General features: G+C 31.9%; 14 protein-coding genes and 1 pseudogene. 8 read left to right on the top strand and 7 right to left on the bottom strand.

Annotated features, from left to right (window positions below; all coding sequences use genetic code 11):
- The first annotated feature begins 179 nt into the window (after positions 1-179).
- Positions 180-1,283, top strand: coding sequence for a non-hydrolyzing UDP-N-acetylglucosamine 2-epimerase (gene wecB, locus ACSBO6_RS18915; protein ID WP_483295162.1), 1,104 nt, complete (start codon positions 180-182; stop codon positions 1,281-1,283).
- A 34-nt stretch (positions 1,284-1,317) separates the two neighbouring features.
- Here the strand turns inward: wecB and ACSBO6_RS18910 are convergent, their stop codons facing one another.
- The 7 genes from ACSBO6_RS18910 to ACSBO6_RS18880 all read right to left on the bottom strand — a co-directional run bounded on the left by ACSBO6_RS18910 (position 1,318) and on the right by ACSBO6_RS18880 (position 10,909).
- Positions 1,318-1,485, bottom strand: coding sequence for a hypothetical protein (locus tag ACSBO6_RS18910; protein ID WP_498843837.1), 168 nt, complete (start codon positions 1,483-1,485; stop codon positions 1,318-1,320).
- Positions 1,466-2,905, bottom strand: a complete 1,440-nt coding sequence (locus tag ACSBO6_RS18905; RefSeq protein WP_498844684.1) for a flavin monoamine oxidase family protein — start codon at positions 2,903-2,905, stop codon at positions 1,466-1,468. Before ACSBO6_RS18905 ends, ACSBO6_RS18910 begins: the two co-directional genes overlap by 20 nt.
- Positions 2,906-3,206: 301 nt before the next feature.
- The gene (locus ACSBO6_RS18900; protein ID WP_498843836.1) at positions 3,207-4,151 is read right to left on the bottom strand and encodes a GDP-mannose 4,6-dehydratase; all 945 of its coding nucleotides are present in this window, start codon (positions 4,149-4,151) and stop codon (positions 3,207-3,209) included.
- A 129-nt stretch (positions 4,152-4,280) separates the two neighbouring features.
- Positions 4,281-6,593: a bifunctional glycosyltransferase/CDP-glycerol:glycerophosphate glycerophosphotransferase gene (locus ACSBO6_RS18895; RefSeq protein ID WP_498843835.1), complete on the bottom strand. Its 2,313-nt coding sequence runs from the start codon at positions 6,591-6,593 to the stop codon at positions 4,281-4,283.
- A gap of 175 nt (positions 6,594-6,768) precedes the next feature.
- Positions 6,769-9,081 carry a bifunctional glycosyltransferase/CDP-glycerol:glycerophosphate glycerophosphotransferase gene (locus ACSBO6_RS18890; protein WP_498843834.1) on the bottom strand — a complete coding sequence of 771 codons (2,313 nt, stop codon included), beginning with the start codon at positions 9,079-9,081 and terminating at the stop codon, positions 6,769-6,771.
- Positions 9,082-9,170: 89 nt separating this feature from the next.
- Positions 9,171-10,196 carry a ribitol-5-phosphate dehydrogenase gene (locus ACSBO6_RS18885; protein ID WP_098847052.1) on the bottom strand — a complete coding sequence of 342 codons (1,026 nt, stop codon included), beginning with the start codon at positions 10,194-10,196 and terminating at the stop codon, positions 9,171-9,173.
- On the bottom strand, positions 10,193-10,909 hold the full coding sequence (locus tag ACSBO6_RS18880) for an IspD/TarI family cytidylyltransferase (protein ID WP_498843833.1): 717 nt from the start codon (positions 10,907-10,909) through the stop codon (positions 10,193-10,195). Before ACSBO6_RS18880 ends, ACSBO6_RS18885 begins: the two co-directional genes overlap by 4 nt.
- A 301-nt stretch (positions 10,910-11,210) precedes the next feature.
- On the opposite strand from ACSBO6_RS18880, the gene ACSBO6_RS18875 reads away from it, so the two are divergent.
- From ACSBO6_RS18875 to ACSBO6_RS18845, 7 genes and pseudogenes are all read left to right on the top strand, one after another.
- Positions 11,211-12,425, top strand: coding sequence for a glycosyltransferase family 4 protein (locus ACSBO6_RS18875; RefSeq protein WP_286138395.1), 1,215 nt, complete (start codon positions 11,211-11,213; stop codon positions 12,423-12,425).
- Positions 12,418-13,740, top strand: coding sequence for a glycosyltransferase (locus ACSBO6_RS18870; RefSeq protein WP_098847054.1), 1,323 nt, complete (start codon positions 12,418-12,420; stop codon positions 13,738-13,740). The genes ACSBO6_RS18875 and ACSBO6_RS18870 overlap by 8 nt, the downstream gene beginning before the upstream one ends.
- A 101-nt stretch (positions 13,741-13,841) precedes the next feature.
- The gene (locus ACSBO6_RS18865) at positions 13,842-14,912 is read left to right on the top strand and encodes a glycosyltransferase family 2 protein (RefSeq protein ID WP_180232977.1); all 1,071 of its coding nucleotides are present in this window, start codon (positions 13,842-13,844) and stop codon (positions 14,910-14,912) included.
- A gap of 279 nt (positions 14,913-15,191) precedes the next feature.
- Complete coding sequence (locus tag ACSBO6_RS18860) at positions 15,192-16,475, top strand: nucleotide sugar dehydrogenase (RefSeq protein WP_098847056.1); 1,284 nt, start codon at positions 15,192-15,194, stop codon at positions 16,473-16,475.
- Positions 16,472-17,272 carry an ABC transporter permease gene (locus ACSBO6_RS18855; RefSeq protein WP_498843832.1) on the top strand — a complete coding sequence of 267 codons (801 nt, stop codon included), beginning with the start codon at positions 16,472-16,474 and terminating at the stop codon, positions 17,270-17,272. Before ACSBO6_RS18860 ends, ACSBO6_RS18855 begins: the two co-directional genes overlap by 4 nt.
- Before the next feature lie 12 nt (positions 17,273-17,284).
- Positions 17,285-18,055, top strand: a pseudogene (tagH, locus tag ACSBO6_RS18850) (teichoic acids export ABC transporter ATP-binding subunit TagH); the annotation flags it as partial.
- Positions 18,056-18,161: 106 nt separating this feature from the next.
- The gene (locus tag ACSBO6_RS18845) at positions 18,162-18,680 is read left to right on the top strand and encodes a VanZ family protein (protein WP_180232978.1); all 519 of its coding nucleotides are present in this window, start codon (positions 18,162-18,164) and stop codon (positions 18,678-18,680) included.
- Positions 18,681-18,694: the final 14 nt, after the last annotated feature.

Here is an 18,694-nt window from a genome sequence, read left to right as displayed (position 1 = left end):
GAACTTATTAGGAATTAAGACGATTAAATTGTATAATTTGTGATGTGAATAGAGGAATATACGGTATTTTTCATGGTAAAAAATGTCTTTATTTCGTTAGTTACGATACAATAGATAGATACATATTTCAATTTACCGAATTGTTTTTGAAAGGGGAAAGAATTTTGACTGTTAAAGTAATGACCATTTTTGGAACAAGACCAGAGGCAATTAAGATGGCGCCACTTGTGCTTGAATTAGCTAAACATCCAGATGAAATTGAATCAATTGTGACGGTTACAGCTCAGCATCGTCAAATGTTGGATCAAGTTCTTGAAATTTTCGACATCACGCCTGATTATGATTTAAATATAATGAAGGACCGCCAAACATTAATCGATGTAACAACTCGAGGATTGGAAGGTTTAAATAAGGTTATGCAAGAAGTAAAGCCGGACATTGTATTAGTTCACGGGGATACGACAACTACTTTTATTGCTAGTCTGGCAGCTTTTTATAATCAAATTGCAATTGGGCATGTTGAAGCTGGTTTACGTACTTGGGACAAGTATTCACCATACCCAGAAGAAATGAACCGTCAATTAACGGGTGTCATGACGGATTTGCATTTTTCTCCTACGACAAAATCAGCACAGAATTTATTAGCTGAAAATAAAAAGGAAGAATCAATTTTTATTACTGGTAATACTGCAATTGATGCACTTAAAACAACCGTAAAAGAAGAATATACTCATCCTGTTCTTGATCAAATTGGAAATGACAGATTAGTGTTAATGACTGCACATCGTCGTGAAAATTTAGGGGAACCAATGAGAAATATGTTTAAAGCGATTAAGCGCTTAGTCGAAAAACATCATGATATTCAAGTTGTGTATCCTGTACATATGAATCCTGTTGTTCGCGAAATCGCAAATGAAGTATTAGGAAATGACAATCGAATCCATTTAATCGAACCACTAGATGTGATCGATTTCCATAACTTTGCTGCAAGATCGCATTTAATCCTAACTGATTCTGGTGGTGTACAAGAGGAAGCACCTTCACTAGGCGTACCAGTTCTTGTTTTACGCGACACGACAGAACGTCCTGAAGGAATTGATGCTGGTACATTGAAGCTGGCTGGAACTGACGAAGAAGTCATTTTCTCGTTAGCCGATGAACTGTTATCGGACGAAGAAGCACATGCAAAAATGTCTAAAGCATCTAACCCATACGGAGACGGAGAAGCTTCTAGAAGAATTGTTGAAGTGATTATTCAACATTTTAAGAATAAAACAAAGTAATCATGTAATAGGAAAGACTAACTTTGAAAATTTTTCAAGGGTAGTCTTTTTTTATTGGCTCTGTTAAAGTAGATTGTTGATTTTTTGAACAAAAATTAAGACCACAAAAAATTGTGATCTTTGCTTTTTCATATACAACTAAAGCAAGCGTTAGTTGCATAAGGAAATCCATTATATTTAATTTATCTACTATTAACTTCATACGCTGTTCTTACTCCTGCTTCAATCGCACCTTGCATCCAACCTGGTGTAGTAGACGAGTGTGATCCTGCGAAATGTATTCTCCCTTCTGGAGTACTAATATATTGACCCAATTCTTTTACTTGGTCGGGTTTAAACATGACAAATGCTCCACCAAAATAAGGAAAATCAGACCAATTATGAGAATATCCTATTAAAAACTCAGTGAACACTTCGTTTCCAAATATATACGAAAGATTATTCAAAGCAATTCTAATACGTTCAGCTTGTGTCATATTATCCCAGATACTAGAATCATCTTCCCATGTGTAACTTGCTAACATTATCCCTGTACTGACTGACGCCCCTTGACCATGACTTGGAAAATACGAAAACTTGATTGGCAAATCAGTCGTTAGCTTACCGCCATATAATCCATATTTTTCCCAAAATCTCGTTTTAAATTGAAGCCCTATTTTAGTTGAATTAGCATAATGTATCTTTCTAATAACTTTTCTCTTTTCATATGAAATAGACTCAAAGGGAAGTAAATCTACGAAATTCAACAATGAAAAAGGAATTGTTGAAATAACAAAATCGCTAGTCAATTGATGCTCAGTATTAAGTATTTGATTTTCTGTATAAATTGTTACACTTGATTCTTGTTGTATAATTTTTTTTACTCTTTGATTAGAAACAATGTCATCTTTAAGCTGTGGTAAAAATCCATTAATAAGATGATCTGTTCCTCCTGTAATTTCATAAAGTTTTAGATCCTTTGTTAGGAGTACTAAAACTTCTCTTAATATTGCAGTAAATGCAAGTTCAGAAAATCCTTCTAATCCAACAAAAGCTTCTACCAAATTGATTGCTTCAGTTGATAGTGATACGCCAACAGGGTTATATTTTAAAAAGTTTGCCATCGAATAATGATCATACAATTTAATAACGATATCCCAATTTTTCTCAGGATCTTGGTTTATAAAATCAATTACTGGACCAACAGCTAATAATAGCAATTCTGTTGCAGTTTTTCCGTGTTCACTTGAGGTTAGTTTAAAGTTTAATTGGTCTGGATTTGCTTCATAATTTTTTTGATTTGTTAATACATTATTGATGAAAATCACATCATTAGGAGTACTATTAATAAATTCATTTACTTGTAAATTGAATTTTTTTATATATTCAATAACTAAATAATGAAAAGAAGGTATACGCATTGCACCAAGTTCTATATATTGATTATTAATAAAAGGTTCCCTTTTAGTGTAAATTCTCCCTCCTATTCTGTTATTTGCTTCAATAATAGTAACCTGATGTCCAGCTTCTTTTAAAAGTGAAGCAGCAACTAAACCAGAAATTCCTGCTCCTATAATGGTTACATGCTTTGGAGAGTTCGTTTTTTGTAATCCATTTTGAATGATGGAAATCATTTGATCCATAGAAAGCAGTAATTTTTGAATCAAAGCTATCACCTCTTCTTGCTCTAGAATTTGTATCATTAGAATGATATTCGTTTACAAGTTGAAGTAGAATTTCCAAAAAGTTTTTATAAAATGATCCAAGATATAATTAAATTCTTATTCAACTAACCTGCCATTTACTTGAATAAGAAAATCAACGTTATTTAATAACAGAGCTTTTTATTAAACAAAAATGAAATAAAAACGACTAAACCTTTTGCTTGCCTGTAATTTACAGTAAACAAAGTTTAGTCGTTTTGTTTTCGATATGGTATTAAGTTTAGTCAACAGCCTTATTAGCTTGTTGAATATAATAATTCAATGTTTTTTCCAGTCCTTCAGACAAAGTGTAGGCTGGTTGCCAATTTAATAATGAGTTTATTTTTTCATTTGTTAAATAGCTATCACGAATATCGCCACTGCGTTCATCTTCGTATCGGACTTCAATTTTTCGGTTTAGAATTTGTTCAGTAATATCTAATAATGTATTTAAAGATGTTTTTTTATTTGTGCCAACATTACATACATCATTTGCTGGTTTTTCTCCAGCTAGGAAGTTTGCTGAAACAATATCTTCTACATAGATATAATCTCTAGTTTGCTCGCCGTCTCCGAAAACTGTGAAAGTAGAATTTGATAGGATTTTGTCCATTAGAATACTAATCACTCCGCCTTCACCTTTTGGATCTTGGCCAATACCATATACATTGGCATATCTTAAAATCGTATAAGAGATGTCATATAGTTGATGGTATACATTTATGTAATATTCAGGTGTTAATTTTGAAATGCCATAATATGAAATAGGCTGTTTTTGATGGTTTTCATCCACTCCTAAATAGACTGGGTTACCGTAAACAGCTGCTGAAGAAGCATAGACTAGCGTTACTTCTTTTTGTTCTCTTAGTTTTTTCACAGCTTCTAATAAATTGATTGTACCTAAAATATTAATTTTTGCGTCTTCTAAAGGATTTTGGATTGAAAATTGAACATCGATTTGTGCTGCGTGATGATTGATGATATCTGGCTTTTCTTTTAGTACGATATCAATAAATTTAGAATGACCAATACTTTCTTCGTAAAAAGTAACATTTGGTGGAAGAGTAGCCATGTTTCCGCTTGAAAGATCATCTACAACTACAACTTGGTAACCTTTGTCTACATACATTTTTACAAGATTCGAACCAATAAAACCAGCACCGCCTGTAATCAAGATCTTTTTCATAAAACTTCTCCTTAAATAATGTACTAGCAATCATAGATTTCTTTATCTATTAACTAAAATTATGATATTTAATTTTACCATAGGAAGACAAACTAGACCATGTAAAATAACTAGTCGGCAAGAGCCTCATTATTTAATTAAAGTTTGAATTAATCTTTTAGCTGATTGGCCGTCTTGATATTTATTAAAACGATGATTAAACTCAGCTACTTTTTGAAGATCGTAGTTATCTTCTTTTATGATGTTAATGATTTCATCCGTTGTTCTGACAATTGGTCCTGGAACAAACTCCTCATAATCATAGAAAAAGCTTCTTTCATCTAAGTATTCTTCAAGGTCATATGCATAAAAGATCATTGGTCGTTCTAAAATTGCATACTCAAATACAAGTGATGAGTAATCACTGATTAGTATATCTGTCAGATAAAGTACTTCATTCATATCATGATTGCCTAAATCAATGACAAAATCTTTAGCCTCTTGTGGAATAACAATCCCTTTTTTAACGGCTGGATGTAGTTTTAGTACAAGGACATACTCATCTTGGAGTTGATTGGCCATTTGGATTAGGTTTAATTGTAATTTAAAATTCTTTCGCTCTTTCGGGCTACCTCTAAATGTTGGTGCATAAGTAATGATTTTTTTGCCTTTTAGCATTGGATACTTATTGAAATATTTTCGTTTTACATACTCTAACATTTCTTCATTATAAAAAAAGTCCGTTCTTGGTAGACCTAATGCTAAAACTTTCGATTCAGGAACGTTAAATGCTTCTGCATAAAAAGGAATAATCTCATCGCAAGAAACAATCACATTCGAATAAGAGGTATGTGCTTTAATTTCAAAGTCCTCACTATTACTATCTTTATAACCTACTGCAGAAAGTCCAAATTTTTTAAAAGCTCCACATGCATGCCATACTTGAATGACTTTCGTATCTTTTCGTAAATTTACATTATAAAGAGGTCTATGGTAATCATTTAGTATGACATATTTTGCGCGTCCAAAATCATAATACATTTTACATAGCTCAGAGAAATTACGCTTTCGAATAAAATGGCCAATAATTTTGTATTCTGGTTTTGTTTTAATTAGTTCTTCGTATATAAAATAATAAGAGTCTTGAAGTCCAGTTGATTTATTTGATGCAAAAATAATCTCATTTTTCATTGGGAGTATTTTTGCAAAATTTAAGACAACCCGTCTTGCGAAGGCACTTTTTAAGCGACTTGAGAATTTGTTTTTTCTTTTTTTGTTTGCTTTCTTTCTGACTAGACTATTAATAGGGGATATACTATTTTTTCGAACGGCCGCTAAACAAGCATTAACTTCTAATTTGTGCTGTGAAGTTATTAATTGATGCGCCATTTCCGGATTTAATCGTTCTTCCCAAACTTTTAGAAGGTCTAAATGTATTCGTTTAGCTTCTGGACTCATAAAATGATATCGATTAACGATTTCATACGATAGAATCCGAGGTAAAGCAGGGATTTTGTTATAAAGATTCAGATCAATTTTATTAACAAATTCCAAAAATAGTTTTAAACTCTCAACTTGTGCCTCTGTCTCCATACTTCGAATAGCACTATTAACTGCTGGCCATATATCTGCCATGACGATTCTTTGGTAATAATGTGCTTTTAATTGATTGCGTTCAAATTTGTTTTCAATGTATTGATCCCAAAGAGTGTCGGAAATTGATAGACTCTTTAAAATATCGTTTAAGACTTTAACAGAATTAACTCTGACAATTTGAGATAAGGAAATATTATCTTCAGCTTCTCTAGAGCGATAGTAATAAATAACTTTATCAACGGTGAAAATCTTATTGGCTTTTAAGTATGCTTCAATGATAAAAGGGTGGTCCTCAGTTACTTTTATATTTTTAGGAAAATTGATATTTTTGACGTGGCTAGCTTTAAATAGTTTGTTACATGGTCCAAGTGAATAGAGTAGTCCAGGGGTTGAGAGTAATGATTTCTCTCCAGGTATATTTACTCCATTACTAACATGACTGCCAATAAACCATTTTTGCGTACTATTAAAGCTTAATGATTGCCCTGTAACAACCTCTGCATTTTCATCAATTGCTGCTTGGTACATTGCTTCGACTGCATCGTGAGGCAATAAATCATCAGAATCGACAAAGCCGATATACTCACCTCTAGCAATCTTTTTACCATTATTTCTAGCCGTACCAGGTCCGCTATTATCTTGAATACCTAATACAATATTAGGATAATCTTTTGCATATTGTTTAATTAATTCAACACTTTGATCACTTGAACCATCGTCTATAAATATAATTTCGATATTTTCAAGTGATTGATTAACCAAGGATGAACAGGTTACTTCAATATATTCCTCTACATTGTATACAGGGATGATTAAACTAACTTTAACGTCCTTTAAATCAGGGTTGATTATTAACTCAAAACTCATCAATTTTTCCTCATTTCAAACGATTAAATAAAAGTTTATTTATTAGTTAAAAGTAATTTTGTCAAAACGATTGGAAATTATTCCTATTTAAAGGATTTATGAATCGGTTCAATCAAAGAAAAGGCAAGTAAACAGATAAATCCACGGATTTAAATGCTTACTTGCCTTTTACACATTATTTAATTAATGTTTCTACGAATCTTTCTGAAGCGCGTCCATCAGCTATTTCATTGAAACGTTGGTTGAATTCTTTTACTTTATTTATATCAAACTGATCTTCTTCGATTAAATCGATAATTTCTTTTGTAGTTGAAGTAATTGGACCTGGTACAAATTCATGATAATCATAGAAGAAACTTCTTTCTTTCATATAGTTCTCATAATCATATGCAAAGAAAATAACAGGTCTTTCAAGTAATGCATACTCAAATAATAATGAAGAATAGTCACTTATTAAAATGTCTGTCATTAATAATACTTCATTAATGTTCTCATTACCTAAGTTCAATACAAAATCACGAGCAGATTCAGGGATTTTTACATTATTCGTAACTGCAGGATGCAATTTTAGAACAAGTACATAATCTTCCCCTAATTTTTCTTGCATTGAAGCTAAATCAAGTTCCAAATGAAACGTTTTTCGATCTCTTGGGTTTCCTCGGAATGTTGGAGCATAGGTAATAATTTTTTTATCTCTTAATTTTGGAAATCTATTTAAGAATTTTCTACGAACATAATCCTTTGTTACATCGTCAAAGAAAAGGTCAGTTCTAGGTAGTCCTAAAGGTAATACATTTTTGGGATCTATATTAAATGCCTCAGCGTAATGAGGTACAACTTCCTTCGTTGAAACAACAACTTTTGTATATGGTTTGTGAGCATTTGTTTCAAATTGTTTTGGATTACTATCGGCAAAGCCTACTGCACTATGTCCAAACTTTTTGAATGCACCACAAGCATGCCACATTTGGATTACTTCTGTTTCTTTTCTAAAATTCATTTTATAAATTTGGCGGTGATAGTCATTTAGAATAATATATTTAGCACGGCCAAATTGGTAGTATGTTTTACATAAATCAGAGAACTCACGTTTTTTTAAGAAGTCATCCACTACTTTATATTGTGGGCGTTTGTTTCTAATTTCTTCGTAAATAAAAGGATATGAATCATCAAGACCTTTTGATTTATTTGATGCAAAAACAATTGTATTTTCTACAGGTAGTAAACTAGCAAACTTAAAAACTACTCGACGTGCAAATGCGCTTTTAAAACGACTCTTCATTTTATTGATGCGTTTTCGGCGATCACGTTTGCTAATATGACGCTGAATTGGTTTGATTGAATTTTTTTGTAATGCTTTTAAACATAAGTGTGTATCAAATTTTCGACTAGAGTTTTTCAATGTATGCATTGTACCTGGGTTACTAAGTTTTGCCCATTCTTTTAACCAGTTTAAATGCAATTGTTTTGCCTTTTGTGATAATAGACCATAATGAGGTACTAACTCGTATGATGTAATTCTAGTTAAGGCAGGTACTTTATTATATAACTTATAGTCAAGTGTCTTAAGCCAATCATAAATTAATTGAAAAGCTTCTTCTTGAATTGAAGCATCTTTTGAACGAACCGCGCTCATAATAGCAGGCCATAGATCAGCCGTCACGATACGATGGTAATAAACACCCATTACATCTAAACGCTCTAGTTCGTTTTGAATTAAACGATTCCATAATTGATTAGAATAACTTAAACTTTTTAAGATATCACGTAAAACTTTCACAGAATCAACACGTACTACTTGTGAAAGAGAAAGATTTGATTCTTCTTCACGATTACGGTAATGATAGATTACTTTATCAACTGTAAAAATTTTATTTGCTTTTAAATAAGCTTCAATAATAAATGGGTGGTCTTCCGTTACTCTAATATCAGTTGGGAATGACATATCTTTAATTAAAGTCGATTTAAACATTTTATTACAAGGGCCTAAAGAATATAATAGTCCTTTATTTGCAATAAGTGATTTAGTACCAGGAGTATATACACCATTATTAACATGGCTTGCGATATACCAAGAACGAGTACTATTAAAGCTTAAAGATGCGCCCGTAACGACTTCAGCATCTTCAGTTATTGCTGCTAGATACATAGTTTCAAGTGCATCTTCAGGTAATAAATCATCAGAATCTACAAAGCTAATGTATTCACCTTTAGCTAAAGTTAATCCATTATTTCTTGCTACACCTGGACCAGCGTTTTTCTGAATGGCATATAGTATATTTGGATACAAGCTTAAAAGGTCATTGATAATGTTTGGCGTATTATCAGTTGAACCGTCATCAACTAATATAATTTCAATTGGACTTAATGTTTGTTTGGTAAGTGATTCAATTGTTTCTTTAATATAATTTTCTACATTATATACAGGAATAATGATACTAACCTTAGGTTGATCAATATTAGATGGTCTTACTACTTCAAAATTCATTTTAAGTATTTTCTCCTCATTATTAAAATAGTTTATGAGTTATATGATTAACATAAAAAAGAGGAGAGCAGTATCCCCTCAAATTTATATTATATTTTCCATTCCATAACTGATTTTCCCCAATTAGTTGTTAAATCACGTTCGAATGCATTATGAATATCATCGATACTACGAATTTCATTTACATCCCCAATTAGAGTCTCTAAATATTCGACTACTTCAGGGTTCTCATGAAGGAAGTTAACTGTTTCAACGAAGTCAGAGCGTCCACTTCGACTGCTACCTATTAACGTAATTCCTCTTTCAAGGATCATTCGCGTATTGATTTCAACTGGATATTCAGATACGCCAAGTAATGGAATCGAGCCTTCAGGTTGAATGTGATTAATAATTTGCTCAACAGCGTATTGACTACCAATACCACCTACACATTCAAAAGCATGGTCGACTGTTACATCTTCAGGAACTTCATCAATTTGATACGTTTCATCTGCAAATGAGAAGTAGCTTAATTTTGAATGGTTTTTACCAAATACATATACTTTACTTTCTGGATAGCGCTTTTTCAGGATTAGAGCTGTAATAAATCCTAAGTTTCCATCACCCCAAACGCCTAACACATCACGACGTTTGTGCGCTCGTTCTTCGAATCGGACAATTGCATGCATGCTTACACTGATTAATTCAGAGAATGCTGCAACTTGCAAGTTTATGTCTTCTGATAATCCTACGACACGGTCTCTTTCAAGAAATACATAATCTTGCATGAAACCATCATAGCCACTTGAGCGAAATTTACTCGTTTTTAAATAATTTTCAGCAATGACATCATCAACTTGAGTAGGTGTATTTGGAATCATCACGACATGTGTGCCAGTTTTGAATTCGCCTTTTGGATCATAGACAACTTTACCAACACCTTCATGGATTAATGCCATTGGTAATTTTTTGGCCATCGCTTCTTTTCCACGAGTACCAGTATAGTATCGTTGGTCAGCTGCACAGATTGACAAATGTGTTGGACGGACAACGATATAATCACCTTCTAAAGATTGTTCTTTATAAGTGATTTCAATTTGTTTTGTTGAAACTAAACGATAGATTTGATTTATCATTTTGTTGTCACCTGATCCTTTAAAAGTGCATTTGCTACTTTTAAGTCATACGGAGTTGTAATTTTCATATTAAAAACTTCACCTTTAACTAGCTTTACGTCTACACCTTTTAGAAGACAAATTTTACAAGCATCTGTTAAAATCCCTTTTTGTTCTGAATCTAATTCAGAATAGTGTTTTGTCAGTAGATTAATATTAAAACTCTGAGGAGTTTGTCCTTGATACATTGTATTTCTTACTGGAATATCTGTAATTGTATCGTGATTAGTAGATTGAATGATTGTATCAACAGCCTCAATAACCGTATCAACAGCTCCATATTTAAGAGCAGCATCAATATTTTCTTCGATAATTCGATGAGTTAAGAATGGTCGAACAGCATCATGTGTTACGATAATATCTTCATCAGTAATTTCAAAGTTTTGTTGTAAATAGCGAATACCACTCATAATCGATTCATTACGGTCGCTACCACCCTCAACAACAGCGATACGGTCATTCGTACCAATATACTTTTTGATAATATCTTTTGTATGTTGAATCCATTCTTTTGGCGTTACAACTAAAATCTTTCTAAAGTCGTCATTTAAGATGAATTTTTCTATTGTATGGATAATAATTGGTCGGTTATTCAGTGCTAGAAATTGCTTTGGCATACTAACATTTCCCATGCGAGTACCTTTTCCACCCGCTAATATTTCTGCATAAATCATTCATTTCACCTGCTTTTTAATTTTGGAATTAATCTGTCAAGTAAGGATATTTTAATAAAATACCCAAAGTATACAAAAAAATTACATTTCGTCAATTGTTGATTTTACATAAGTTTAATAATATCAAATAAAAAATAATTAGTCGACATTATACTATATTATTCGATGGTATAGTACAAGTAGCTTCAAATTAAATGATTGATTATTAGAAAAATGGTAAAAAAGAATGGTTTATGGTAAAATATCGTATATTTTGTCTAGTTAGAGTTGATGATTATTTTATTCAGGAGGTAAGACATTCTTGGGCTTACATAAAAAGAAGATTTTACTTATTTCGCAACACTTTTATCCAGAAATAGGTAGTGCAGCAAACCGTATGAAAAATATTTATATAGAGTTAAAGGAAAAGGGTTTCGATGTAAAAGTACTAACATTAGAACCTAGATATCCTAGTCGTGAATTATATGAAGATAAACAATTTTGGAATGAACCATTAGTTGACGAAAAGGATGTCATTCGAATTGATCCTTCAATCAAAAAACACTCTGGAAGTATTTTAAAGAGATTATATTTATATTTGGAAGTTATGGTACGATTTATTGGTACTATTTTTAAACAAAAGGCTGAATTTGATTATATTTTTGTTACATCTCCGCCGATATTTGTAGGTGTGGCAGGTTTAATTGCTAAATGGAAGTTAAAAGCTCCACTAATATTAGACATAAGAGACTTATGGCCAGAGTCATTAACTGGCGTACAAGTTTTCTCTAATCCTTTCATTTTAAAAACGGCATATAAAGTAGAAGAAATATTATATAAAAAAGCAACAAAAATAATTGTTAATAGCCGAAGTTTTATCGACTATATGACAAATAAAAATGTTAGCAAGGATAAAATTACATTTTTACCTAATTCATTAACTGAAAGTGAATTGGCATATAATGAAGAGCAGCTAGAAGATGAACCGATCACCGTTATTTATACTGGGAATTTAGGCTTAGCACAGGACTTGCATAAGTTTATGAAAACTGCTGCAATCTTAAAGGACAATAAATCAATTAATTTTTCGATTATTGGCTATGGGAAAAATACAGGTGAAGTGAAGAATTATATTGAATCGAATGGATTATCAAATGTAACACTTCATACTGCGAAATCCCGAAACGAAACATTAAAACTTGTCGCAAGTGCTGATATTGCTTATGTAAGTTTAGTAAACCAAGAAGTGTTTAAAACGGTTTTACCAGGGAAAATAATTGATTATATGTGTGTGAAGAAACCAATCATTGGAGATGTAGCAGGGTATGCAAGTGATATTATTCATGAAGCAAACTGTGGAATGATCTTAAAAGAAGATTCGCCTGAAGAATTGGTTGAAAATATTTATAAACTTGCAAATGATCCATCTCTCCGAAAAAAATATGGAGAAAATGGTTATCAATATGCATACAAAAATCTACGTTGGAAAACGAATATTAATGTGTTATTAAAAGTGATGGAGGATATCCATGAATAAAAAGGTTTGTGCGTTTGTATTTAATCATTTTACGAATGATGCACGTGTACTGCGTGAATGTTCTGCACTAGCAGAAGTCGGATATGATGTTGATTTAATTGCTTTACATGATGATTCAAAAGAATTGCCAAAAAGAGAACGTATGGAAGAAGGATTTAATGTTATACGTGTAAATAATCGCCTTCCATTTGGAATCTATCATCTTGTATATTATTGTGCAAAGATCTTTAACTTAGTAAAAAGTAGTTTATTAATGAAACTAGTTGCTATTTTACTTGTCTTACTTGGTTTATTTTTAAATGCAGTTGCAACGATTATCATTGCTGCTGTAATCGTTCTTTTTGGTAATCGTTATATGAAAGTGCTATTAACTAGAGGCTATAATATTTTACAAATGATTTATCATGGGCTTAAAAGGGATTATGATATTTATCATGCGAATGATTTAAATACCTTACCTCAAGGAATTATTTGTGCAAAAGTTTTCAAAAAAAGTAAATTAATTTATGATTCACATGAAGTTCAATCTAGTCGATCTGGTTATGAGAATCCGATTTTTGGTAAAATTGAGAAGTTCTTAATTAAATATATTGATGTGATGATTCACGAAAATAATACTAGAGCAAAATATACTCAAGATTTATATCATATTGACTATCCTGAGGTCATTCACAATTATCCATTTGTATCAAAGCCGGAAGAAAGTCATGCGATTAATCTTCATGAAAAACTAGGAATTAGTGAAGACGAGCCGATTCTTCTTTATCAAGGTGGTATACAAAAGGGACGTGGGTTAGAATTAATTGTAAAAGCTACTCCTTTATTTAAAAGAGGAATCGTTGTTTTTATTGGTGATGGAAAAATAAAGCCTACTCTTTTAAACTTAGTAGAAGAGTTACAATTACAAGATAAAGTGAAATTTATTGATAAAGTACCAGTTGATGAATTGCTGAATTATACAAGAAATGCTTATCTAGGGTTTCAAGTATTAAATAATATTAATTTTAATCACTATTCAGCGTCTTCGAATAAGTTATTTGAATACATGATGAGCGGTGTACCAGTTGTTGCTTGTAGCTTTCCAGAAATTCAAAAGGTAGTTGAAGGTGAACATACTGGTGTATGTGTAGACTCCCACGATGTTGATTCAATTGCTGAAGGTGTGAACTATTTATTAGACAATCCTAAAGTTCGAGACGAAATGAGCAAAAATTGTCTACAAGCAAGACATAAATATAATTGGAATAATGAGAAGAAAATTTTCATCGGAATTTACGAAAAAGTTTTATATGGTGAAAAGGCAATGGTAAGCTAAAAATTTTTCGATTATGTGAATATTTTAGTAGGGAAGGTAAAAAGAACTAGGGATGATGCCATATTTCTTTTTACCTTTCTATGCATAGAGAGGTATGCGAGATGACCATTTATAAGTTAAGTGTTGTAGTTATTAACTATAACAAGGAGAAATTTATTGAGGAAAGTTTACAATCTGTCATAGATCAGTCTTTAAAAGAGATAGAACTGATTGTTGTTGATGACGGTTCAACTGATAAAAGTAGCGTTTTAGCTGAGGAATTCACAAAAAAGTATCAAAATGCAAAATTTATTAAGCAGGAAAATAAAGGACCAAGTGCTGCAAGAAATACAGGCTTATCTCATGCAAGTGGGGAATATATTGCGTTTTTAGATGGAGATGACATTGCTTACCATGATGCATATGCCAAATTATATTCTTTAGCAAAAAAATATAATGCAGATACGGCAGTCGGTAATATTTTATGCTTTAACGGCGAAAAAACTTGGCGTTTAAATTATATGGAAGACATTTTCAAAGAAGATTTACCAGAAATTAGACAGATTCTTGACTATCCAGAGCTGCATCTTACACCATCTGCTAGTAATAAATTATTTAAAAAAGAACTACTTGAGCGCGAGGGGATTCTATTTCACGAAGAACTTCGTGTCGGTGAAGATTTATTTTTTACGGAGAAAGCTTTACTACAATCAAACTGTACAGTTGTATGTGATGTAGATGTCATTGGCTATCGAGTTGAAGATCCAGAAAATAGTTTAATTAAATCTGGGTCCATTCAATTTTTTAAACAATTAGTCGTACTTCAAAAAGAGCTACGTACTTATTATGAAGCAAATGGTTTTACAAATGATTTAATCCATATAGAAAGAAGACAACTTAAATTCTTTATTAACTCTATTAATATAAAAGCAAATAAACTAACAGCTGACGAGAAGCTAAATCTTGCGTCTGTTGGTAATGAATTTATGAAAACAATCCGAAATGAATCGATCAAAGATGAGCTTAGCGTTGTCCCAAAGTTCATTGCAGAGACATTACGATTAAAAGATAAACGAGCATTAAAAATGTATTTATCCTTAAAATCCAACCCTAAAATGACAAAAAATAAGTTAAGAAAAGTAGTTTACCTTCTTTCACTATTCTCTTTACGATACAAGTTTGTTAAATCTTAGTTAATTTAATGTAAAATAGAGTCGAATCGTGAAAATTAATTGTAAGATTAATAAGATAAATAGATATTTATTGAAATATAATTTCTACTAATTTAAAATGATGATTGGTGCTTTTTCATTGTTTCCTAAAATGAAAAAGTAAGTTATGAAGACATAAGTTTTATCCAACTATCCAAAAAGTTACTAATTATGACGTTTACTATAATCTAATTATCAGTAAACTATTAGTGAAGCGAAAGAGTAGAAATTAGTAAAATTTCTGAAAGAGGTTATAGTAAAATGAAAATTTGCACAATTGGACTAGGGTATATAGGATTACCAACTTCTGCAATGTTTGCGAAGTATGGCGCAAGTGTTGTAGGTGTAGACGTACAAAAAAGTGTTGTTGATAAATTAAATTCTGGAGAAATTCATATAGAAGAGCCTGGATTAGGCGAAATGGTTAAAGAAGTAGTAGAAAAAGGATTTTTCAGAGCGTCTTTAACACCTGAAGAGGCGGATGCATTTATTGTTGCAGTACCAACACCTAATAATGATGATGAGAATAAATCTTGTGATTTATCATATGTACTAGACGCGGTTCAAAAAGTCATTCCTTTCTTAAAAAAGGGGAATGTATTAATCGTTGAGTCAACAATCGCACCTAGAAGTATGGACGACTTTGTCAAACCATTAGTAGAACAAGCTGGATTTACTGTCGGTGAAGATATTTATCTTGTTCACTGTCCAGAACGTGTATTACCAGGCCAAATTTTACATGAATTAATTCATAATAATCGTATCGTAGGCGGAATTACAGCTGCATGTAGTGAAGCAGGGGCAAAAGTGTATCGTACATTTGTAGAAGGCGAAATCATTCAAACAGATGCAAAAACTGCTGAAATGTCTAAACTAATGGAAAATACATTCCGTGATGTAAATATTGCTTTGGCAAATGAACTAACAAAAATTTGTAACTCATTAGAAATTAATGTATTAGATGTTATTCAAATGGCAAACAAACATCCACGTGTAAACATTCATTCACCAGGACCAGGTGTTGGGGGTCACTGTCTTGCTGTTGACCCATACTTTATTGTAGCTAAAACGCCTGAATTAGCTGGTATGATTAAATTATCTCGTGATACAAATGTATCGATGCCTAAATATGTTGTTGATTCAGTAAAAGGACTAGTTTCAGGTATAGATAATCCTAAGATTGCAGCATTTGGTGTGACATACAAAGGTAATGTAGACGATATGCGTGAAAGTCCTGCAATGGAAATTATTGAGTTATTGAACGAAGAAGGACTAAATGTCACAATTCATGATCCACATGTAACTTCTGATAAAATTAGTGTTTTATCTGCTGAAGAAGCTGTGGAAGATGCAAGCTTAATTCTTGTATTAACAGATCATAATGAATTTAAAACGATGGACTACAATAAACTTGCTAAACAAATGAAGCAAGCTGTACTATTTGATACACGTAATTGTGTACCAACTTCAAGTGATTCTCATATGAAATTTGTTAATTACGGTAATTTATATAAAGAAATAAAGAAGAATGTGGTTGATTTATGAGTAGTATAAAAACAGTTTTACAAGAACATGCTAAAAACTTATCATTAATTTTTCGTCTTTCGTCATATGAGACACGTAAAGAATACGCAGATAGCCAACTAGGTGTAATTTGGGTATTTTTAAACCCACTATTTCAAATAGCTGTTTACTGGATAACGTTCGGATCGGGAATTAGGGGTGGAGCTCCAGTTAATGGAATACCTTTTCTTCTTTGGATGCTTTGTGGATTAATACCGTGGTTCTTTATTAGTGCAGGAATCATGCAAGGGTCAAGTTCTATTTTTAATCGAATCGGAACAGTTTCAAAGATGAATTTTCCGTTAAGTATTATTCCGTCATATGTCGTTTTATCTAGGTTCAATACACATTTATTCATGATGGCCGTATTATTAATTGGTGTGATTATTAACCAAGGTATCGATCAGATGAATATTTTTGCTTTGATCTATTTTATGATTACGGGCTTGATCTTTATTATTGCCCTTGCATTACTGACATCTACTTTATCTACAATGGTTAGAGATGTTCATTTATTAATTCAATCTTTTACTAGAATGCTTTTATATTTAACACCTATTCTGTGGGAACCAAAAGGATCAAATCTATTAACTCAATTGATGAAACTTAATCCGTTTTACTATATTGTAGAGGGATATCGAGGCGCATTGTTATATGGCCATTCCGATATTATTTTCTCTGGTTATACTTTTTACTTTTGGGGTGTATTGTTAGTCTTTTTCGTTATCGGCTCAATTTTTCATGTTAAATTCAGGAAGCAGTTTGTTGATTTCCTATAGAAGGTGAAATGTATGACAAAAAAAGTTGTTTTTAAAAATGTAACAAAAAAATTTAAAATTTATAATAAACCGACTGACAAGCTGAAGGATTTATTCTTTGGTGGTAAAGGCGGAGAGTATTTTCATGCCTTAAAAAACATTTCCTTTGAAATTGAACAAGGTGAAATTGTAGGAATCATTGGTTTAAATGGTTCAGGGAAAAGTACAATGTCTAATTTAATCGCTGGTGTAACAATGCCAAATGAAGGTGAAGTTGAAGTAAATGGAGTTGCTTCACTTATTGCCATCCAAGCTGGATTAGATAACCGATTAACTGGTTTAGAAAATATTCGACTTAAAGGATTGATGATGGGTCTTACGATAAAGCAAATTGAAAAAATCACGCCTGAAATTATTGAATTTGCCGAAATTGGAAAATTTATTAATCAACCAGTTAAATCCTATTCAAGTGGTATGAGATCAAGACTTGGATTTGCGATTTCTGTAAATATCGACCCAGACATTATGGTAATCGATGAAGCATTATCTGTTGGTGACCCTACCTTTACAAAACGTTGTTTAGATAAAATGAATGATTTTAAAGAACAAGGTAAAACAATCTTCTTTATTAGTCACTCATTAGGTCAAGTTCGAAACTTCTGCACGAAGGGTTTATGGATTCATTATGGAAAATTAGTTGAGTATGGTGAAATAAATAAAGTATGCGATAACTATCAAAAATTCTTAACTGAATATAATAAATTAACACCTGCAGAACGTGCAAAAGACCGTGAACAAAATATGCATGTAAGCCAATAAAGGAAATAGACACTTTATGAAAAAGATTTTCTTCATAATAGTGTCTATTTTAATAGACTTTTATAGATACAAAAATGTATTGGAAAGGAATATGATGGAATCCAAAAGTAAAACTAGAATGTTTATTGGTTATTGGATACCTGTGATCCTTATAGCTAGTATTATCTTTTATTCATCGGCAACACCATATGAAAAACAAGATATAAGACCAGAACTAAGCCATTTAACATTTTTATATGATGTAATGAAGCACTTTACCTTTGTCCATTTTAACTATGCTGGACATGAAGTCAGTATAAAAGAGCTTGGAGTAGCAGGATTCACAGAATTCCTTATTCGTAAACTATCCCATTTCTCAATCTATCTTTTACTTGCCTTTTTTGCGACAAGATTAGCAAAGCTTTATGTGAAGAAAGCATTTTTATTAGGCGTAATTTTTTCAATCCTTTATGCAGCTTCAGATGAATTTCACCAATCCTTTACTGCAAATCGAACGCCGTTAGTACATGACGTAGTAATTGATTCAATCGGGGCAATAGTCGGGGCTTGTTTATTTTTAATCATAAATAAAAAACTTAAGGCGAAAGTTCAAAAATCCATTCGAGTATGATCGAATGGATTTTT

Source organism: Bacillus sp. AL-1R, assembly GCF_052180195.1.
Classification (GTDB): Bacteria; Bacillota; Bacilli; order Bacillales; family Bacillaceae_G; genus Gottfriedia.
This window is presented reverse-complemented; position numbering and strand designations above follow the sequence as displayed.